This is a genomic window from Agrobacterium sp. 22-209-1 (assembly GCF_053522485.1).
On sequence record NZ_JBNWCH010000004.1, the window covers coordinates 215,348 to 229,913 of the forward strand.

14 protein-coding genes are annotated in these 14,566 nt (G+C 59.6%); 7 read left to right on the forward strand and 7 right to left on the reverse strand.

Features of this window, described 5'->3' with window-relative positions:
• Positions 1–88 precede the first annotated feature (88 nt).
• Complete coding sequence (gene hflX / locus ACQZ48_RS12175) at positions 89–1,525, forward strand: GTPase HflX (RefSeq protein ID WP_191217604.1); 1,437 nt, start codon at positions 89–91, stop codon at positions 1,523–1,525.
• 229 nt (positions 1,526–1,754) lie between these two features.
• Here the strand turns inward: hflX and mazG are convergent, their stop codons facing one another.
• The gene (mazG, locus tag ACQZ48_RS12180) at positions 1,755–2,600 is read right to left on the reverse strand and encodes a nucleoside triphosphate pyrophosphohydrolase (protein ID WP_191217603.1); all 846 of its coding nucleotides are present in this window, start codon (positions 2,598–2,600) and stop codon (positions 1,755–1,757) included.
• A 77-nt stretch (positions 2,601–2,677) separates the two neighbouring features.
• Complete coding sequence (locus tag ACQZ48_RS12185) at positions 2,678–3,310, reverse strand: deaminase (RefSeq protein ID WP_420836195.1); 633 nt, start codon at positions 3,308–3,310, stop codon at positions 2,678–2,680.
• A 218-nt stretch (positions 3,311–3,528) separates the two neighbouring features.
• On the opposite strand from ACQZ48_RS12185, the gene cysG reads away from it, so the two are divergent.
• From cysG to ACQZ48_RS12210, 5 genes are all read left to right on the forward strand, one after another.
• Complete coding sequence (cysG, locus tag ACQZ48_RS12190) at positions 3,529–4,992, forward strand: siroheme synthase CysG (protein ID WP_077982931.1); 1,464 nt, start codon at positions 3,529–3,531, stop codon at positions 4,990–4,992.
• A complete protein-coding gene (locus ACQZ48_RS12195; protein ID WP_191217602.1) occupies positions 4,985–5,299 on the forward strand; it encodes a DUF2849 domain-containing protein in 315 nt (104 codons plus the stop codon). The genes cysG and ACQZ48_RS12195 overlap by 8 nt, the downstream gene beginning before the upstream one ends.
• A gap of 8 nt (positions 5,300–5,307) precedes the next feature.
• Positions 5,308–6,978: a nitrite/sulfite reductase gene (locus ACQZ48_RS12200; RefSeq protein WP_077982332.1), complete on the forward strand. Its 1,671-nt coding sequence runs from the start codon at positions 5,308–5,310 to the stop codon at positions 6,976–6,978.
• A 10-nt stretch (positions 6,979–6,988) separates the two neighbouring features.
• Positions 6,989–7,495: a DUF934 domain-containing protein gene (locus tag ACQZ48_RS12205; protein ID WP_077982933.1), complete on the forward strand. Its 507-nt coding sequence runs from the start codon at positions 6,989–6,991 to the stop codon at positions 7,493–7,495.
• A 146-nt stretch (positions 7,496–7,641) separates the two neighbouring features.
• Positions 7,642–8,454 (forward strand): ferredoxin--NADP reductase, encoded by an 813-nt coding sequence (locus tag ACQZ48_RS12210; protein WP_077982331.1) that lies wholly within the window; start codon positions 7,642–7,644, stop codon positions 8,452–8,454.
• 58 nt (positions 8,455–8,512) lie between these two features.
• Here the strand turns inward: ACQZ48_RS12210 and ACQZ48_RS12215 are convergent, their stop codons facing one another.
• A complete protein-coding gene (locus tag ACQZ48_RS12215; protein WP_191217662.1) occupies positions 8,513–8,677 on the reverse strand; it encodes a hypothetical protein in 165 nt (54 codons plus the stop codon).
• Between ACQZ48_RS12215 and ACQZ48_RS12220 the strand changes: the two genes are divergently transcribed.
• A complete protein-coding gene (locus ACQZ48_RS12220) occupies positions 8,676–9,131 on the forward strand; it encodes a hypothetical protein (protein ID WP_321186469.1) in 456 nt (151 codons plus the stop codon). The genes ACQZ48_RS12215 and ACQZ48_RS12220 overlap by 2 nt on opposite strands.
• A 38-nt stretch (positions 9,132–9,169) precedes the next feature.
• On the opposite strand, the gene ACQZ48_RS12225 is transcribed toward ACQZ48_RS12220, so the two are convergent.
• From ACQZ48_RS12225 to gcvT, 4 genes are all read right to left on the reverse strand, one after another.
• On the reverse strand, positions 9,170–9,976 hold the full coding sequence (locus tag ACQZ48_RS12225) for an endonuclease/exonuclease/phosphatase family protein (RefSeq protein ID WP_448728843.1): 807 nt from the start codon (positions 9,974–9,976) through the stop codon (positions 9,170–9,172).
• 154 nt (positions 9,977–10,130) lie between these two features.
• On the reverse strand, positions 10,131–12,995 hold the full coding sequence (gene gcvP / locus ACQZ48_RS12230) for an aminomethyl-transferring glycine dehydrogenase (RefSeq protein ID WP_191217601.1): 2,865 nt from the start codon (positions 12,993–12,995) through the stop codon (positions 10,131–10,133).
• Positions 12,995–13,357 (reverse strand): glycine cleavage system protein GcvH, encoded by a 363-nt coding sequence (gene gcvH / locus ACQZ48_RS12235; protein ID WP_137410279.1) that lies wholly within the window; start codon positions 13,355–13,357, stop codon positions 12,995–12,997. The genes gcvP and gcvH overlap by 1 nt, the downstream gene beginning before the upstream one ends.
• Before the next feature lie 28 nt (positions 13,358–13,385).
• Positions 13,386–14,525: a glycine cleavage system aminomethyltransferase GcvT gene (gene gcvT / locus ACQZ48_RS12240; RefSeq protein ID WP_191217600.1), complete on the reverse strand. Its 1,140-nt coding sequence runs from the start codon at positions 14,523–14,525 to the stop codon at positions 13,386–13,388.
• Positions 14,526–14,566: the final 41 nt, after the last annotated feature.

A 14,566-nucleotide genomic window follows, 5' to 3' on the forward strand; every position in this document is an offset into this window, starting at 1 on the left:
GCTCCCTCGACGAATATTCGACATAGACTGACCCGGACCGGGAACATTTCCCGTGCCGTCAGGTTAATTCCCATGGCCGCCCGCGCGGATGCGGTCGGCCGCAATCCTCTTTCTGGACAAGGCTGAACCCATTTCAACGCGCGACACCTCGAACGAATCGATTATTCCGGAGCAGGAAAAGCGCCGCGACGACATGCGTGCGGTCGTCCTCGTGCCGGTCCTCAAGCAGCGCGAAACCCGCGATGCGGCTGCCGGCCCGGCTACCCCCGGCCGTTCGGTCGAAGCCAAGCTTGACGAAGCAAAGGGACTGGCGCTCGCCATCGATCTGGAAGTGACGCAGGGTCTCATCGTTCCGGTGAACCAGCCGCGCCCGGCCACGCTGTTCGGAACCGGCAAGATCGAAGAAATCGGTCATCTTCTCGATGAGACCGATTCCGGCCTGGTGATCGTCGATCATCCGTTGACCCCGGTGCAGCAGCGCAATCTCGAAAAGCAGTGGAATTGCAAGGTCATCGACCGCACGGGTCTGATCCTTGAAATCTTCGGCCGCCGCGCCTCCACGAAGGAAGGCACGCTGCAGGTCGATCTTGCGCATCTGAACTACCAGAAGGGCCGCCTCGTCCGAAGCTGGACCCACCTTGAGCGCCAGCGCGGCGGTGCGGGCTTCATGGGCGGTCCGGGTGAAACCCAGATCGAGGCCGACCGCCGGCTTTTGCAGGAACGCATCGTCAAGCTGGAGCGCGAGCTGGAGCAGGTGGTGCGCACGCGGCAGCTACACCGCGCCAAGCGCCGCAAGGTGCCGCATCCGATCGTCGCGCTGGTCGGTTACACCAATGCAGGCAAATCCACGCTGTTCAACCGCATCACCGGCGCTGGCGTTCTGGCGGAGGATATGCTGTTCGCCACGCTCGACCCGACCTTGCGCCGCATGAAGCTGCCACATGGCCGCACCGTTATCCTGTCCGATACGGTCGGTTTCATTTCCGATCTCCCAACGCATCTGGTCGCCGCTTTCCGCGCCACTCTGGAAGAGGTGCTGGAAGCCGATCTCGTTCTGCATGTGCGCGATATGTCCGATCCGGACAATGCTGCCCAGTCTGCGGATGTGTTGCGTATTCTCGGTGACCTCGGCATTGACGAGAAGGAAGCGGAAAAGCGCATCATCGAGGTCTGGAACAAGGTCGACCGTCTCGAGCCGGAAGCGCATGACGCCATCATGCAGCGCGCCGAAGGTCGTTCCGATATCCGCGCCGTTTCGGCCATCACGGGTGAGGGCGTCGATGCCCTGATGGACGAGATTTCTAAGCGTCTTTCCGGTGTTCTGACGGAAACCACCGTGGTTCTTTCCGTTGAGCAGTTGCCGCTGATATCCTGGGTCTACAGCAATTCCATCGTCGACAATCGTGAAGATCACGAGGACGGATCAGTCGCGCTCGATGTGCGCTTGTCGGAAGCGCAAGCGGCCGAACTGGAACGGAAGCTTGGAAAAGCGACGGTTCGCGAGCGGGAAGACTGGGAGCGCTGAGCGCTCCCTGCATTGTGCCAAACTCTCTCCGTCGTTCCGGCCTTGAGCCGGAATACAGCCTTATCGCGTCTGCGCCGTGAGAAGAGTCTTTTGCGATCAAAGACCTGGTCGCGCTGGACCTCGCACTAAATCAGGGGTGACGGTTGCGGATGCTGCGCTGCTGCCAGATGCATTCGGCAGTCATAGTGGAAAAGCTGTACCTTGCCGGATCCACCGCATATCCCTGCGATCACGATGAAACCGTATCAAGCGAACGTTCGATGCGTTTCGCCGCCTGCCAGAGATCTTCCATTCTCTCGAGACTCGCTTCTTCCAGCGTTTCGCCATTTTGGGTGAGCGACGTTTCGATGTGATTGAAACGTCTGCGGAATTTCGTATTCGTGCCGCGCAGCGCATCTTCCGGATCGGCTTTGACATGCCGGCCGATATTGACGAGGGCAAAGATGAGATCGCCGAGCTCGTCCGAGACCTTTTCCGGTTTTCCTTCCGCCAGCGCCTCACGCAGTTCCGCGATTTCCTCCTCGATCTTGTCGAGAATGGGAGCGGGGTTCGACCAGTCGAAACCGGCACGCGCTGCCTGTTCCTGCAGCTTCAGGGCCTCGGTCAGCGCCGGCTGGCTACGCTGTACACCGCCCAGAAAGCCTGCCTTGAAATCCTCGGTGATGCCCCGTCGCGCGCGTCGCTCTGCACGCTCGCGTTTCTCTTCCGCCTTGATGCGATCCCATTGCAGTTTGACGCCGTCCGGCGTGTCGGCGTCGGATACGGCGAAGACATGGGGATGACGGCGGATCATCTTCGCGGTGACGGCCTGCACCACATCGCCGAAGGCGAATTCGCCCATCTCTTCGGCAATACGGGCATGGAAAACCACCTGTAACAGCAGGTCGCCCAGCTCCTCGCAAAGATCGTCCATATCCTTGCGCTCAATGGCGTCGGCAACTTCATAAGCCTCTTCGATCGTATAGGGCTTGATTGTCTCGAAGGTCTGCACGACGTCCCAGGGGCAGCCGGTTTCCGGCTGACGCAGCGCTTCCATGATCTCGATCAGGCGGGAAATATCCTTCGAGGCTTCCATAATGTCTCAAACCTTCGTTCTTTGTTTCCGCGCATCGCCCGGACGGAAAACCGCCACGCACGTCCGCCGGAAATGCTTTAGTTCAATGGAATATCGTTGCCGCTCTTGGACGACTGGTAGCTGGTGGAAAGATCGTCATAGGCGGTCTTGATACGGGCCGTCTGCGTTTTCAACGCGGTTTTCAACGGGTCCTCTTCACGCTCCACCAGATCGGCGATGAAATACGAATTCCAGAACGCATTGTTGCGGCGATAGCCGCCCGGTTCCAGTCCGAAGACCTCCTTGAGGATTTTCAGGTCATGCGGGATCGCGAAAGCGTCGCGGGAATCTTCGTGGCTGAAGAAGGAATAGAAATTGTCGAAACCGGCCCAGGTGATGGCGGACATGCACATGGTGCAGGGTTCGTGGGTGGAGAGAAAAATCAGTTCCTTCGTGTTCGGCTTTTCGCCCAACTCGTAAAACCGCTTCAGCGTGTGCACTTCACCATGCCAGAGCGGATTTTCCAGCTCGTTATTGGTCTCGGCGATAACCAGCGACAGGTCCGATTTTCGCAGGATCGCCGCACCGAAAACCTTGTTGCCAAGGCTGACGCCCCTCGACGTCAAGGGCAGAATATCGTGTTCGATGACATCGAGAAGGCGGGCGGCGAGGGTGGGGTTGGTCAAGGGTCTGGTCCTTCGTGCCGCTTTAAGAAAAAGCGGTCTTCGCATGGGGAAATCGACAGTCGATTGTCGCTCCTTGTTCGGCGTGGGGACCCGCTTTGTCAAGAGATTGCGAGGGGATTCTCAGGGCTAGCGCGGGTGTGGAAAAGCATCGCCGGTTTGTTTTCCTCCAAAACCGGGGTCTTCGAGAAATAAAAATCCAGGTGCCGGAAAGGCTTGAATTTCTGTTTCTTCAATCTTGCACCGCAATGCGGGATATATATCCAATGCACAACGAACATGATTTTTCCGCTGCTGGCGACCGCCTTTCAACCTTCCCCGCTTTCTTCCGGGTCGAGGGGCAGCAGGTCGCTGTTTTCGGAAATGGCGATGAAGCCTTCGCGAAGGTAAGGCTTCTCGCCAATACCAGCGCGCATATCATTGCCTATGCCGACCAGCCGGAAGCCGATTTTGCCCGTTATATCAGCGAAAACAGCATTGATCATCGGGCTTTGGCTTTCGCCGGCGAATTGGTCGAAGGCGCCACGCTGGTCTTCGCCGCTACCGGCGACGAGGCGCTGGACCGTGAGATCGTCACCGTCGCGCGCGCCGCGAAAATCCCTGCCAATGCGGTGGATCAGCCGGAATTCTGCGATTTCTTTACCCCCGCGCTCGTCGCCCGCGCGCCCGTCGCCGTGGCTATCGGCACGGAAGGGGCAGGGCCTGTTCTCGCCCAGATGATCCGCGCCCGCATTGACCAGATGCTGTCGCCGTCGCTCGGCAAGCTTGCGCGCCTTGCCGTGCAGTATCGTGATGCGGCCGAGGAGAACGTGCCGAAGGGCGCCTTGCGGCGCAATTTTTGGCGACGGTTCTTTTCAGGTGCGGTGGCGGATGCCGTCGCTGTTGGCGACACGTTCTCCGCTCGTCAGGCCGTCGGCCGCCTGCTGCAATCGCCCGAACGCAGCGAAGGCCGTATCTGGCTCGTCGGCGCGGGGCCGGGCGCTGAAGATCTGCTGACGCTGCGCGCGCAGCGCGTACTGATGGAAGCCGATGTGATCGTTTACGACGCGCTTGTGCCGCGGGCGATTGTCGATATGGGTCGCCGCGACGCCGAGCGCCTCTCCGTTGGCAAGCGCAAGGGCTGCCACAGCAAATCGCAGGATGAGATCAACCGCCTGCTGGTGCGCCTCGGCAAAGATGGCAAGCGCGTCGTGCGCCTCAAATCCGGCGATCCGCTGGTCTATGGCCGGGCGGGCGAAGAAATGGCGGCGCTGCGCGAGGCCGGTATTGCCTATGAGATCGTGCCCGGCATCACCTCGGCCTTTGCCGCGGCTGCGGATTTCGAATTGCCGCTGACTCTGCGCGGTGTCGCTTCATCTCTGATTTTCACCACCGGCCACGATCTGGCGGGCGATGTTCTGCCCGATTGGGCACGACTTGCCGTCTCCGGCGCGACCATTGCCGTCTACATGGGCCGCAGCGTTGCTGCTTCGGTCGCGAAGCGGCTGATCGATGCAGGGCTTGGTGTGGAAACCACCGTCGCCGTCATCGAAAACGCCAGCCGCGCGGATCGCCGCCTGCTGCATGGCACACTGAACGATCTGCCCGAACTCGAATATCACGATGAACTGACCGGCCCGGTCATGGTCATCATTGGCGATGCGGTGGCGGGCGCTAATTTTGACAGGTCCGAGGCGCTTGCATCGTCAGTGCGGCCGGCGGATTTCAAACGGGAGTATGCAAATGGCTGATAAGGTGTTGACCGCCAACCGGCTGAGCGATGGCATCGCCGTCTGGCTCGATGCCAACGGGGAGTGGACGGAGAACCTGCAGGGCGCAATCGTTGCCCGCCATGCGGAGGCGGTCGCCTCGCTCGAGGAAATCGGCAAGCGGGATTTTTCCGCCAACAAGGTCGTTGATGTGGCCATCATCGACGTCGTCGACGAGAATGGCAAGCTTTGGCCGACGCGTCTTCGCGAACGCATCCGCGCCGCCGGCCCGACCATGCACTATGCCGCCGGTTACAAGCCGGCCGATGCAGCATTCATCGCAGTCTGAGGAAGAATATGTACCGTTACGACGAGTTCGATCACGCATTTGTTGAAGGCCGCGTGGCGCAGTTTCGCGACCAGGTCGAACGCCGGTTGTCCGGCGAACTGGCCGAAGATGCGTTCAAGCCGCTGCGCCTGATGAACGGCGTCTATCTTCAGCTGCACGCCTATATGCTGCGCGTCGCCATTCCCTACGGCACGCTGAATTCGAAGCAGATGCGGATGCTGGCCCATATCGCCCGCAAATATGACCGGGGTTACGGCCACTTCACTACCCGTCAGAACATCCAGTACAACTGGCCGCGCCTTTCCGATACGCCGGACATCTTGTCCGAACTGGCGGGCGTGGAGATGCATGCGCTCCAGACCTCCGGCAACTGCATTCGCAACGTCACCGCCGATCATTTCGCTGGCGCGGCTGCCGATGAGGTCGCCGATCCGCGCCCCTATGCGGAAATCCTGCGTCAGTGGTCTTCCGTGCACCCGGAATTCTCCTTCCTGCCGCGCAAGTTCAAGATCGCTGTCACCGGCGCCGAACGCGACCGTGCGGCCATTCAGGTTCACGATATCGGCCTGCATCTCAAGAAGAACGACAAGGGTGAGATCGGGTTCGCCGTCTATGTCGGCGGCGGACAGGGCCGCACGCCGATGATCGCCAAGAAAATCCGCGACTTCCTGCCGGAAGAGGACCTGTTGTCCTACACCACGGCGATCATGCGCGTTTATAACCTGCATGGCCGTCGCGACAACAAATACAAGGCGCGCATAAAGATCCTCGTGCACGAGACCGGTGCGGAAGAATTGGCCCGCCAGGTCGAGGTCGAATTCGCCGAACTCAAGAACACCGAGTTGAAGCTTCCGGATGCCGATATCGCGGCAATCACCGCTTATTTCGCGCCGCCGGCACTGAAGGACCGGCCGGAAGGCTGGGAGAGCCTGGCGCGCTGGAAGCGGGCAGATGAAGGCTTTGCCCGTTTTGTCGAGCAGAACGTCGCGCCGCACAAGCATCCCGATTACGGCATGGTGACGATCTCACTGAAGCCGATCGGCGGGATTCCGGGGGATGCGACCGACGAGCAGATGGAACTCGTCGCCGATATCGCCGCGGAATATGCCTTCGACGAAATCCGTATCAGCCATGAGCAGAACATCATACTGCCGCATGTGGCGCTGGCCGATCTCGAGCCGGTTTATCGCGCGCTGGTAGGCGCTGGCCTTGCGACCGCCAATGCCGGGCTCATCACCGATATCATTGCCTGTCCCGGGCTGGATTATTGCGCGCTCGCCAATGCGCGCTCCATTCCGGTGGCGCAGGAAATTTCCACCCGTTTCGGTTCGCCGGAGCGTCAGGCGGAAATCGGTGAGCTGAAGATCAAGATTTCCGGATGCATCAATGCCTGCGGTCACCACCATGTCGGCCATATCGGCCTTCTGGGTGTTGAGAAGAAGGGTGCGGAACTCTACCAGATCACGCTTGGCGGATCGGGTGATGAAAACACCTCGATCGGTGAAATCATCGGCCGCGGCTTCGAGCCGGAAAAAGTCACCGACGCCATCGAAACCATCGTTGACACCTATCTCGGGCTTCGCCTTTCGAAGGAAGAAAACTTCCTTGAAGCCTATCGCCGCGTTGGACCGCAGCCGTTCAAGCACGCGCTTTACGGTTCCGCCGCAGAAGCCGCCTGAGGAGAATGCCATGACAAAAATCTGGAACCGCGACGGCTTCGTGGAAAACGATCCCTGGGTGATTGAAACGGAAGAAGTGAAAGCGACAGCGGAGCAGAAGCCGGTGCTGCCGCTTGCCGATTTTCTGGTTCGTGCCGCCGAAAGCAACGATATCGGTCTCGGTGTTCTGATCACGCCCGCCGACGATGTGACGCGGCTCGGACCCTATCTCGACCGTATCGACCTTGTCGCCGTAAGCTTCCCGGCCTTCAATGACGGTCGCGGATTCAGCCACGCCTCGTTGCTGCGCAGCCGTCTTAATTTTGCGGGCGAGGTGAGGGCGGTTGGCGACGTCCTGATCGATCAGGTGCCGCTGATGCTTCGCACCGGATTCACCAGCTTTGCGGTGACGAACGGCACGGCCATCAGCCGTTTGTCCGAAAATCGCCTGCCGGAAATTCCGGTTTATTATCAGCCGACAGCCAAGCCGGCGAGTGGCGGCGAGGCCTATAGCTGGCGTCGTCGTGCGTCTCTATGACACGTTGCGTGGAAATATGAGTATTATATACATATTTCCTACGCACATGGCAGTATTGACGTTCTCATGCCTTCAAACCGGAGCAAAAATGGTATAATTGCCCGGTTGGAGAATGTCGCATCCAATAAGAATGGACGGAACCTTAAATGAACGCGCCAGCCAAGACGGAAGATTTCGCGATCAAGATACCTGACGGTGTTTACGCCGAGACGGTTTTATCGGTGGAGCATTATACGGATCACCTGTTCCGTTTCCGCATGACGCGTCCGGCGGGTTTTCGTTTCCGTTCCGGCGAATTCGCCATGATCGGCTTGATGGTCGGAGAAAAACCGATCTACCGCGCCTATTCCATCGCCAGCCCCGCCTGGGACGAGGAACTGGAATTCTTCTCGATCAAGGTTCCGGATGGCCCGCTGACATCGCATCTTCAGGCGATCAAGCCCGGCGATACCGTCCTGATGCGCAAGAAGCCGACAGGCACGCTGGTTCTGGATGCGCTGACGCCCGGAAGACGGCTTTACATGTTCTCCACCGGCACCGGCATCGCGCCTTTTGCGAGCCTGATCCGTGACCCGGAGACCTATGAGAAGTTCGAGGAAGTCATCCTCACCCATACCTGCCGTGACGTGGCCGAGCTGAAATACGGCTTCGATCTGGTTGAGGAAATCCGCAACCACGAATTCCTGAACGAGATCGTCGGCGACAAGCTGAAGCATTATGCGACCGTCACCCGCGAAGATTACCCCTTCAAGGGCCGCATCACCACGCTGATCGAGAACGGCAAGCTGTTTGCTGATCTTGGTGTGCCGACGCTCGATCCCGACGTCGATCGCGGCATGATCTGCGGTTCTTCGGCGATGCTCAAGGACACCAAGGAATTGCTTGAAAAGGCCGGCCTTAACGAAGGCGCCAACAACAAGCCGGCCGAATTCGTGATCGAGCGGGCATTCGTCGGTTGACGCCGGATTTCCATACAATTGAATAAAGACCAGGGGGCCTTTGGGCCTCCTTTTTTGTTTATAAAGCCGATTGGGTGACCTGTGCGGCATCATCGCGATGGAACATCCGGGCGCGATGGCGCGTTAGCGTTTGAACGAAACCAAACCAACGTAACCGCTCCATGATGAGAACAGGAACAATCAGCGCCACGATCATTGCCATTACGGCAGGTTTTTTTGCCATGCGGCCAGCCGCCGCCGATGAAAGCACCTTTTTGTCGTCGCTTCAGGGCACGTGGATCGGGAAGGGGACGGTGATAACCCGCATAGGCAGGCCGGCAATCAACGTGAATTGCACGCTGAATTCCAACGCTCGGCAAACGGCGCTGCGCATGTCCGGAACCTGCCGCGGACTCCTCGTGGTAAAACGCACCATCGCCGCCGATCTGGCAGCAAGCGGTGCGCGTTACAGCGGCACTTACACGGGACCTTCCGGCCGCCCTTCCGCGCTCGCTGGTAATCGCCGGGGAAATGCGATCAATCTCACTGTCCGCTGGCAACGCGACATCAATGGTGACCGTACCGCCGCCATGACCATAGAGAAAATCGGCGATAACGGCCTGCGGCTGCGCACCACGGACAAGGATGGGAAGACAGGCAAGACGGTGGTAACGAGCGATATAAGGCTGGTGCGTTGATCGAGCAAATGACAATGTCGGGAAAGGCAACCCAATTGTCAGTGGAATTCCAGGAGCAGGGGGCAGTGGTCCGATACTTCCGGCCTTCTCACCACGTCAAAGCAGTCGATTTTCACGGCCTCATTGACCAACATGTAATCCGCATAGCGGTTCTGTTTGGGGTAGTGTGACGTCCGAGTATCGGTAAAGCCGCGTGTGGTGACAAGCTCGACGAGGTCCAACTCCTTGAGTATGGCAAAGGTTTGGCTCTCTGGCAGGACATTAAAGTCGCCGCAGACGACGATCCTGTCGCCATCCTCCGCAATGTTTTTTACAAGTTGGACGAGACGTTTTGCCTGCGCCAGACGGTCGGAGGTGTCGTGCTTGCCGTTGTTGGGATCTCGCAGGCCGTGCATGTGGGCGATAACGGCGGGCTGACGGGTCGTGAAGTCAAAAATCCTGATGGCATGGCCCGTGCGTGAACGTGGATGATCGCCATATCCATCCGCGGAGAAGGCTCCATGCACAAACCCCTGCGCCTGCGCAACGATGGCTATGGACTTGCGTACGAATGTCGCCAGTCCCCATTGGGAAGAATATCGAGTCTCGCCCTGCCAGATATCGCCCTGCGCCGCAGGGCAAAATATCGCCACATGATCCGGCAAGGCCTCGGCGACATCACGCAGGAAATTCGCCCTCTGCGGTAGTTCGATGCCGTGATCACGGTAACTCAGCCAGTCCTGTGTGGCGACCGGTGTGTGCACCACTTCCTGCAGACATAAGATATCGGGGTCGGACGAGACAATATAAGGGACAAGTTCATCGTGGAGCTTTCCGCCCCAACCGTTCAGGCAAATCAGACGCATTCCAACTCCATCCCCATGTCGCAGCGTCATCTGTTTAACACGGGACATACCGGGATCAACCATGCGGAAGCGTGAGCCAGATAGCGAAAATGTCGCCTTGACGGAAAAGGCCCGGATTGCTCCGGGCCTTCGCGTGTCGGCTTGCACCGTTGCCTTATTCCGCCGCTTCGGCGTAGGCCTCCATTGGCGGGCAGGTGCAGATGAGGTTGCGGTCGCCATAGACATTGTCAATGCGGTTGACCGGCGACCAGTATTTGTCGATGCGGAAGGCTCCGGGCGGGAAGCAGCCCTTTTCTCGGCTATAGGGACGATCCCATTCGCCGACGAGGTCTTCCACCGTGTGCGGCGCGTTCTTCAGCGGATTGTTGCTCTTGTCCGCACGGCCTTCCTCGATGTCGCGGGCTTCCTCACGGATCGCCAGCATAGCATCGCAGAAACGGTCGATTTCCGCCTTGGTCTCGGATTCGGTCGGCTCGATCATCAGCGTACCGGCAACCGGCCAGCTCATGGTCGGCGCATGGAAACCGCAATCGATGAGACGCTTTGCGACATCGTCCACCGTCACGCCGCAGCTGTCCGCTAAGGGCCGGGTATCGATGATGCACTCATGCGCCACACGTCCGGTTTCGGACTTGTAGAGCACGTCGTAAGCGCCCTTCAGCCGTTCGGCGATGTAGTTGGCGTTGAGGATCGCCACCTTGGTCGCCTGCGTCAGCCCTTCGCCGCCCATCATCAGGCAATAGCTCCAGGAAATCGGCAGGATCGACGGCGAGCCGAACGGGGCGGCAGACACCGCACCTTCACGACCGTCCGTCGTCGGATGGCCGGGAAGATAGGGAGCCAGATGCGCCTTGACGCCGATCGGCCCCATGCCCGGACCGCCGCCGCCATGCGGAATGCAGAAGGTCTTGTGCAGGTTGAGGTGCGAAACGTCAGAGCCGATATCGCCGGGACGGGCGAGGCCGACCATGGCGTTCATGTTGGCCCCGTCGAGATAGACCTGTCCACCATGCTTGTGGGTGATCTCGCAAATCTCGCGAACAGTCTCCTCAAACACGCCGTGGGTGGACGGGTAGGTGATCATGCAGCACGAGAGGTTTTCTGCATACTGCTCTGCTTTTGCACGGAAATCATCGATATCGATGTCGCCGTTATCGCGTGCCTTCACCGGCACCACCTTCATACCGGCCATCTGCGCCGAGGCCGGGTTGGTGCCATGGGCGGACGTTGGAATGAGGCATATATCGCGATGGCTGTCGCCATTGGCCAAGTGATAGTTGCGGATGGTCAGAAGCCCCGCATATTCCCCCTGCGCGCCGGAATTCGGCTGCATGGAGAAGGCGTCGTAACCGGTGACCGAGCACAGCTTTTCCGAGAGGTCGTCAATCATCTCCTTGTAACCGAGCGCCTGATTGGCCGGCACGAAGGGATGAATGTCGGAAAATTCCGGCCAGGTGATCGGCAGCATTTCGGCCGTTGCGTTGAGCTTCATGGTGCACGAACCGAGCGGGATCATTGAGCGGTCCAGCGCCAGATCACGGTCCGAAAGGCGACGGATGTAACGGGTCATCTCGCTTTCGGCACGGTTCATGTGGAAGATCGGATGCGTCATGTACTGGCTGGTACGCAGCAGTTCCTTCGGCAGGCGATATTCCGGCTCGAAATCCGAGATCGAGAAATTGCCGCCGAATGCGCGCCAGACCGCCTCAAGCGTCGCGGGACGCGTGCGCTCGTCAAGGCTCATGCCGATCTTGGTCGCGCCGACCTTGCGCAGGTTCACACCTTCCGCAACGGCCGAGCGCAGGATGACGCCCTGCATATGACCGACTTCGACGGTGATCGTGTCGAAGAAGGTTTCCGGCTCGATGACGTAGCCAAGTTTTTCCAGGCCCTTGGCCATCAAAACGGCCTTCTGGTGGGTCTGCTGGGCAATCGCCTTGATGCCTTGCGGGCCGTGGAAGACGCCGTACATGGAGGCCATGACGGCCAGCAGCACCTGCGCCGTGCAGATGTTGGAAGTGGCCTTTTCGCGACGGATATGCTGCTCGCGCGTCTGCAGCGACAGGCGATAGGCGCGATTGCCGCGCGCATCGACCGAGACGCCAACCAGACGGCCGGGCATGGAACGCTTATGTGCGTCCTTGACCGACATGTAAGCCGCATGCGGGCCACCGTAACCGACAGGAACGCCGAAACGTTGCGAGGTGCCGATGGCGATGTCAGCACCCATTTCGCCGGGAGATTTCAGCAGCGTCAGCGCCAGCAGATCGGCGGCGACGGCGGCGATCGCGCCCGTCTGGTGCAGACGGGAAATCAGGCCCGAGAAATCGCTGACATGGCCGTGTGTGCCGGGATACTGGAAGATCGCGCCGAACACGTCGACGGGATCGAGATCGGTGAACGGGTTGCCGACGATCACCTTCCAGCCCAGCGGGGCCGCGCGGGTCTCGATCAGCGCAATGGTCTGCGGATGGCAATTGGCGTCCACGAAGAAGGCGGTCGCCTTGGATTTCGCGACGCGTTGGCACATGGACATGGCTTCGGCGGCCGCCGTCGCTTCATCGAGCAACGATGCATTGGCGACATCGAGACCGGTCAGATCGCAGACCATAGTCTGGTAGTTCAAGAGCGCCTCAAGGCGGCCCTGGCTGATTTCCGGCTGGTAGGGCGTGTAAGCCGTGTACCAGGCCGGGTTTTCCAGAATGTTGCGCTGGATGACCGGGGGCGTGATCGTGCCGTAATAACCCTGGCCGATCAGCGAGGTCAGTACCTGGTTCTTGTTGGCCGTTTCGCGCAGGCGGTCGAGCGCCTCGCGTTCGGTCAGCGCGGCACCCCAGGTCAGCGGCACCTTCTGGCGGATGGAGGAGGGGACGGTGGCGTCGATCAGTGCGTCGAGGCTCTTATAGCCGACAACCTTCAGCATCTCCGCCATTTCCGACGGCGACGGCCCGATGTGACGCCGGTTGGCGAAATCATAGGGCTGGTAGTCGGTAAAATGGAATTCGGTGGGCGTCGTCATTACGCGATCAGCTCCTTGTAGGCTGCTTCGTCGAGCAGCGTCTCGGCATCGGCCGGATTGGAGAGTTTCAACTTGAAGAACCAACCGGCACCCTGCGGGTCGGAATTGACCAGCGAGGGATCGTCGACAATGGCCTGATTGATCTCCACCACTTCGCCATCCAGCGGACAATAGACATCGGAAGCCGCCTTAACGGATTCAACGGTCGCTGCGTCGCCATCCTTGGAGAAGGTGGCGCCCACTTCTGGCAATTCGACGAAGACGAGGTCGCCAAGCTGTTCGGCGGCGTGGCTGGTAATGCCAACGGTGGCGACGTCGCCTTCGAACTTCAGCCATTCGTGTTCTGCGGTAAATTTCAGCATCGTGTTCTCTCCGGAGATGGAATGAGGATTAGCGTTTATAAGTGGGCTTGATGAAGGGCAGGACGGCGACGGTGACGGGCAAATATTTGCCACGCACTTCCGCGAAGATCGCCGTGCCGGGAGCCGCGTAGGAAACAGGCACGTAACCCATGGCGACGGGGCCTTCGACCGAGGGGCCGAAACCGCCTGAGGTGACTTCACCGATTTCCGTCTTGCCTTCGGCATCCGCAAAAAGCTTCGAATGGCCGCGCACCGGGGCCTTGCCTTCCGGCTTCAGACCGACACGCCGGCGCGATGTGCCGTCCTTGAGTTCGCCGAGAATGCGTTTCTCCCCCGGAAAACCGCCTTCGCGATCACCGCCGGCGCGGCGCGCCTTCTGGATCGCCCATTCGAGCGAGGCTTCGATGGGGGAGGTCGTGGTATCGATATCGTTGCCATAAAGACAAAGGCCAGCTTCCAAACGCAAGCTGTCGCGCGCGCCAAGCCCGATGGCTTCGCAATCGGGATGTTCGAGCAGGGCCTTGGCGATCTCTTCTGCCTTGTCCACAGGCACGGAGATTTCAAAACCGTCCTCGCCGGAATAACCGGAGCGGGAGACGATGCAGGGCACATCATGCAACGGCACTTCCTGCACATCCATGAATTTCATGTCGGATACGCCTGTCCAAAGCTCCGCCAGCACCTCTTCCGCGCGCGGTCCCTGAAGCGCGATCAGCGCCCGGTCATCGAGAAGCGTTATTTCGCAAGCATTGGAAAGATGCGCCTTCATATGGGCAACATCGGCATCCTTGCAGGCGGCGTTGACGACGACGAACAGGTGATCACCGCGATTGGTGATCATCAGATCATCCAGAATACAGCCGTTTTCATCGGTGAAGAAACCGTAACGCTGGCGGCCTTCCTTGAGGCCGAGAATATCCGCCGGCACCAGTTTTTCGAGGGCGAGCGCGGCATCTTCATTGTTGCCGGACTTCGCCTTCACGATCACCTGGCCCATATGGGACACGTCAAACAGGCCGGCTGAGGTGCGGGTCTGAAGATGCTCCTTCAACACACCGGCCGGATATTGCACCGGCATGTCGTAACCGGCAAAGGGCACCATGCGGGCGCCAAGCGATAGGTGCAGGGAATGCAGCGGCGTGGTTTTCAGCGCGGCGGTATCGTCCAAGGACGCCTCCAGGGTTGCGCGATATATCGCGCGGGCTCAGG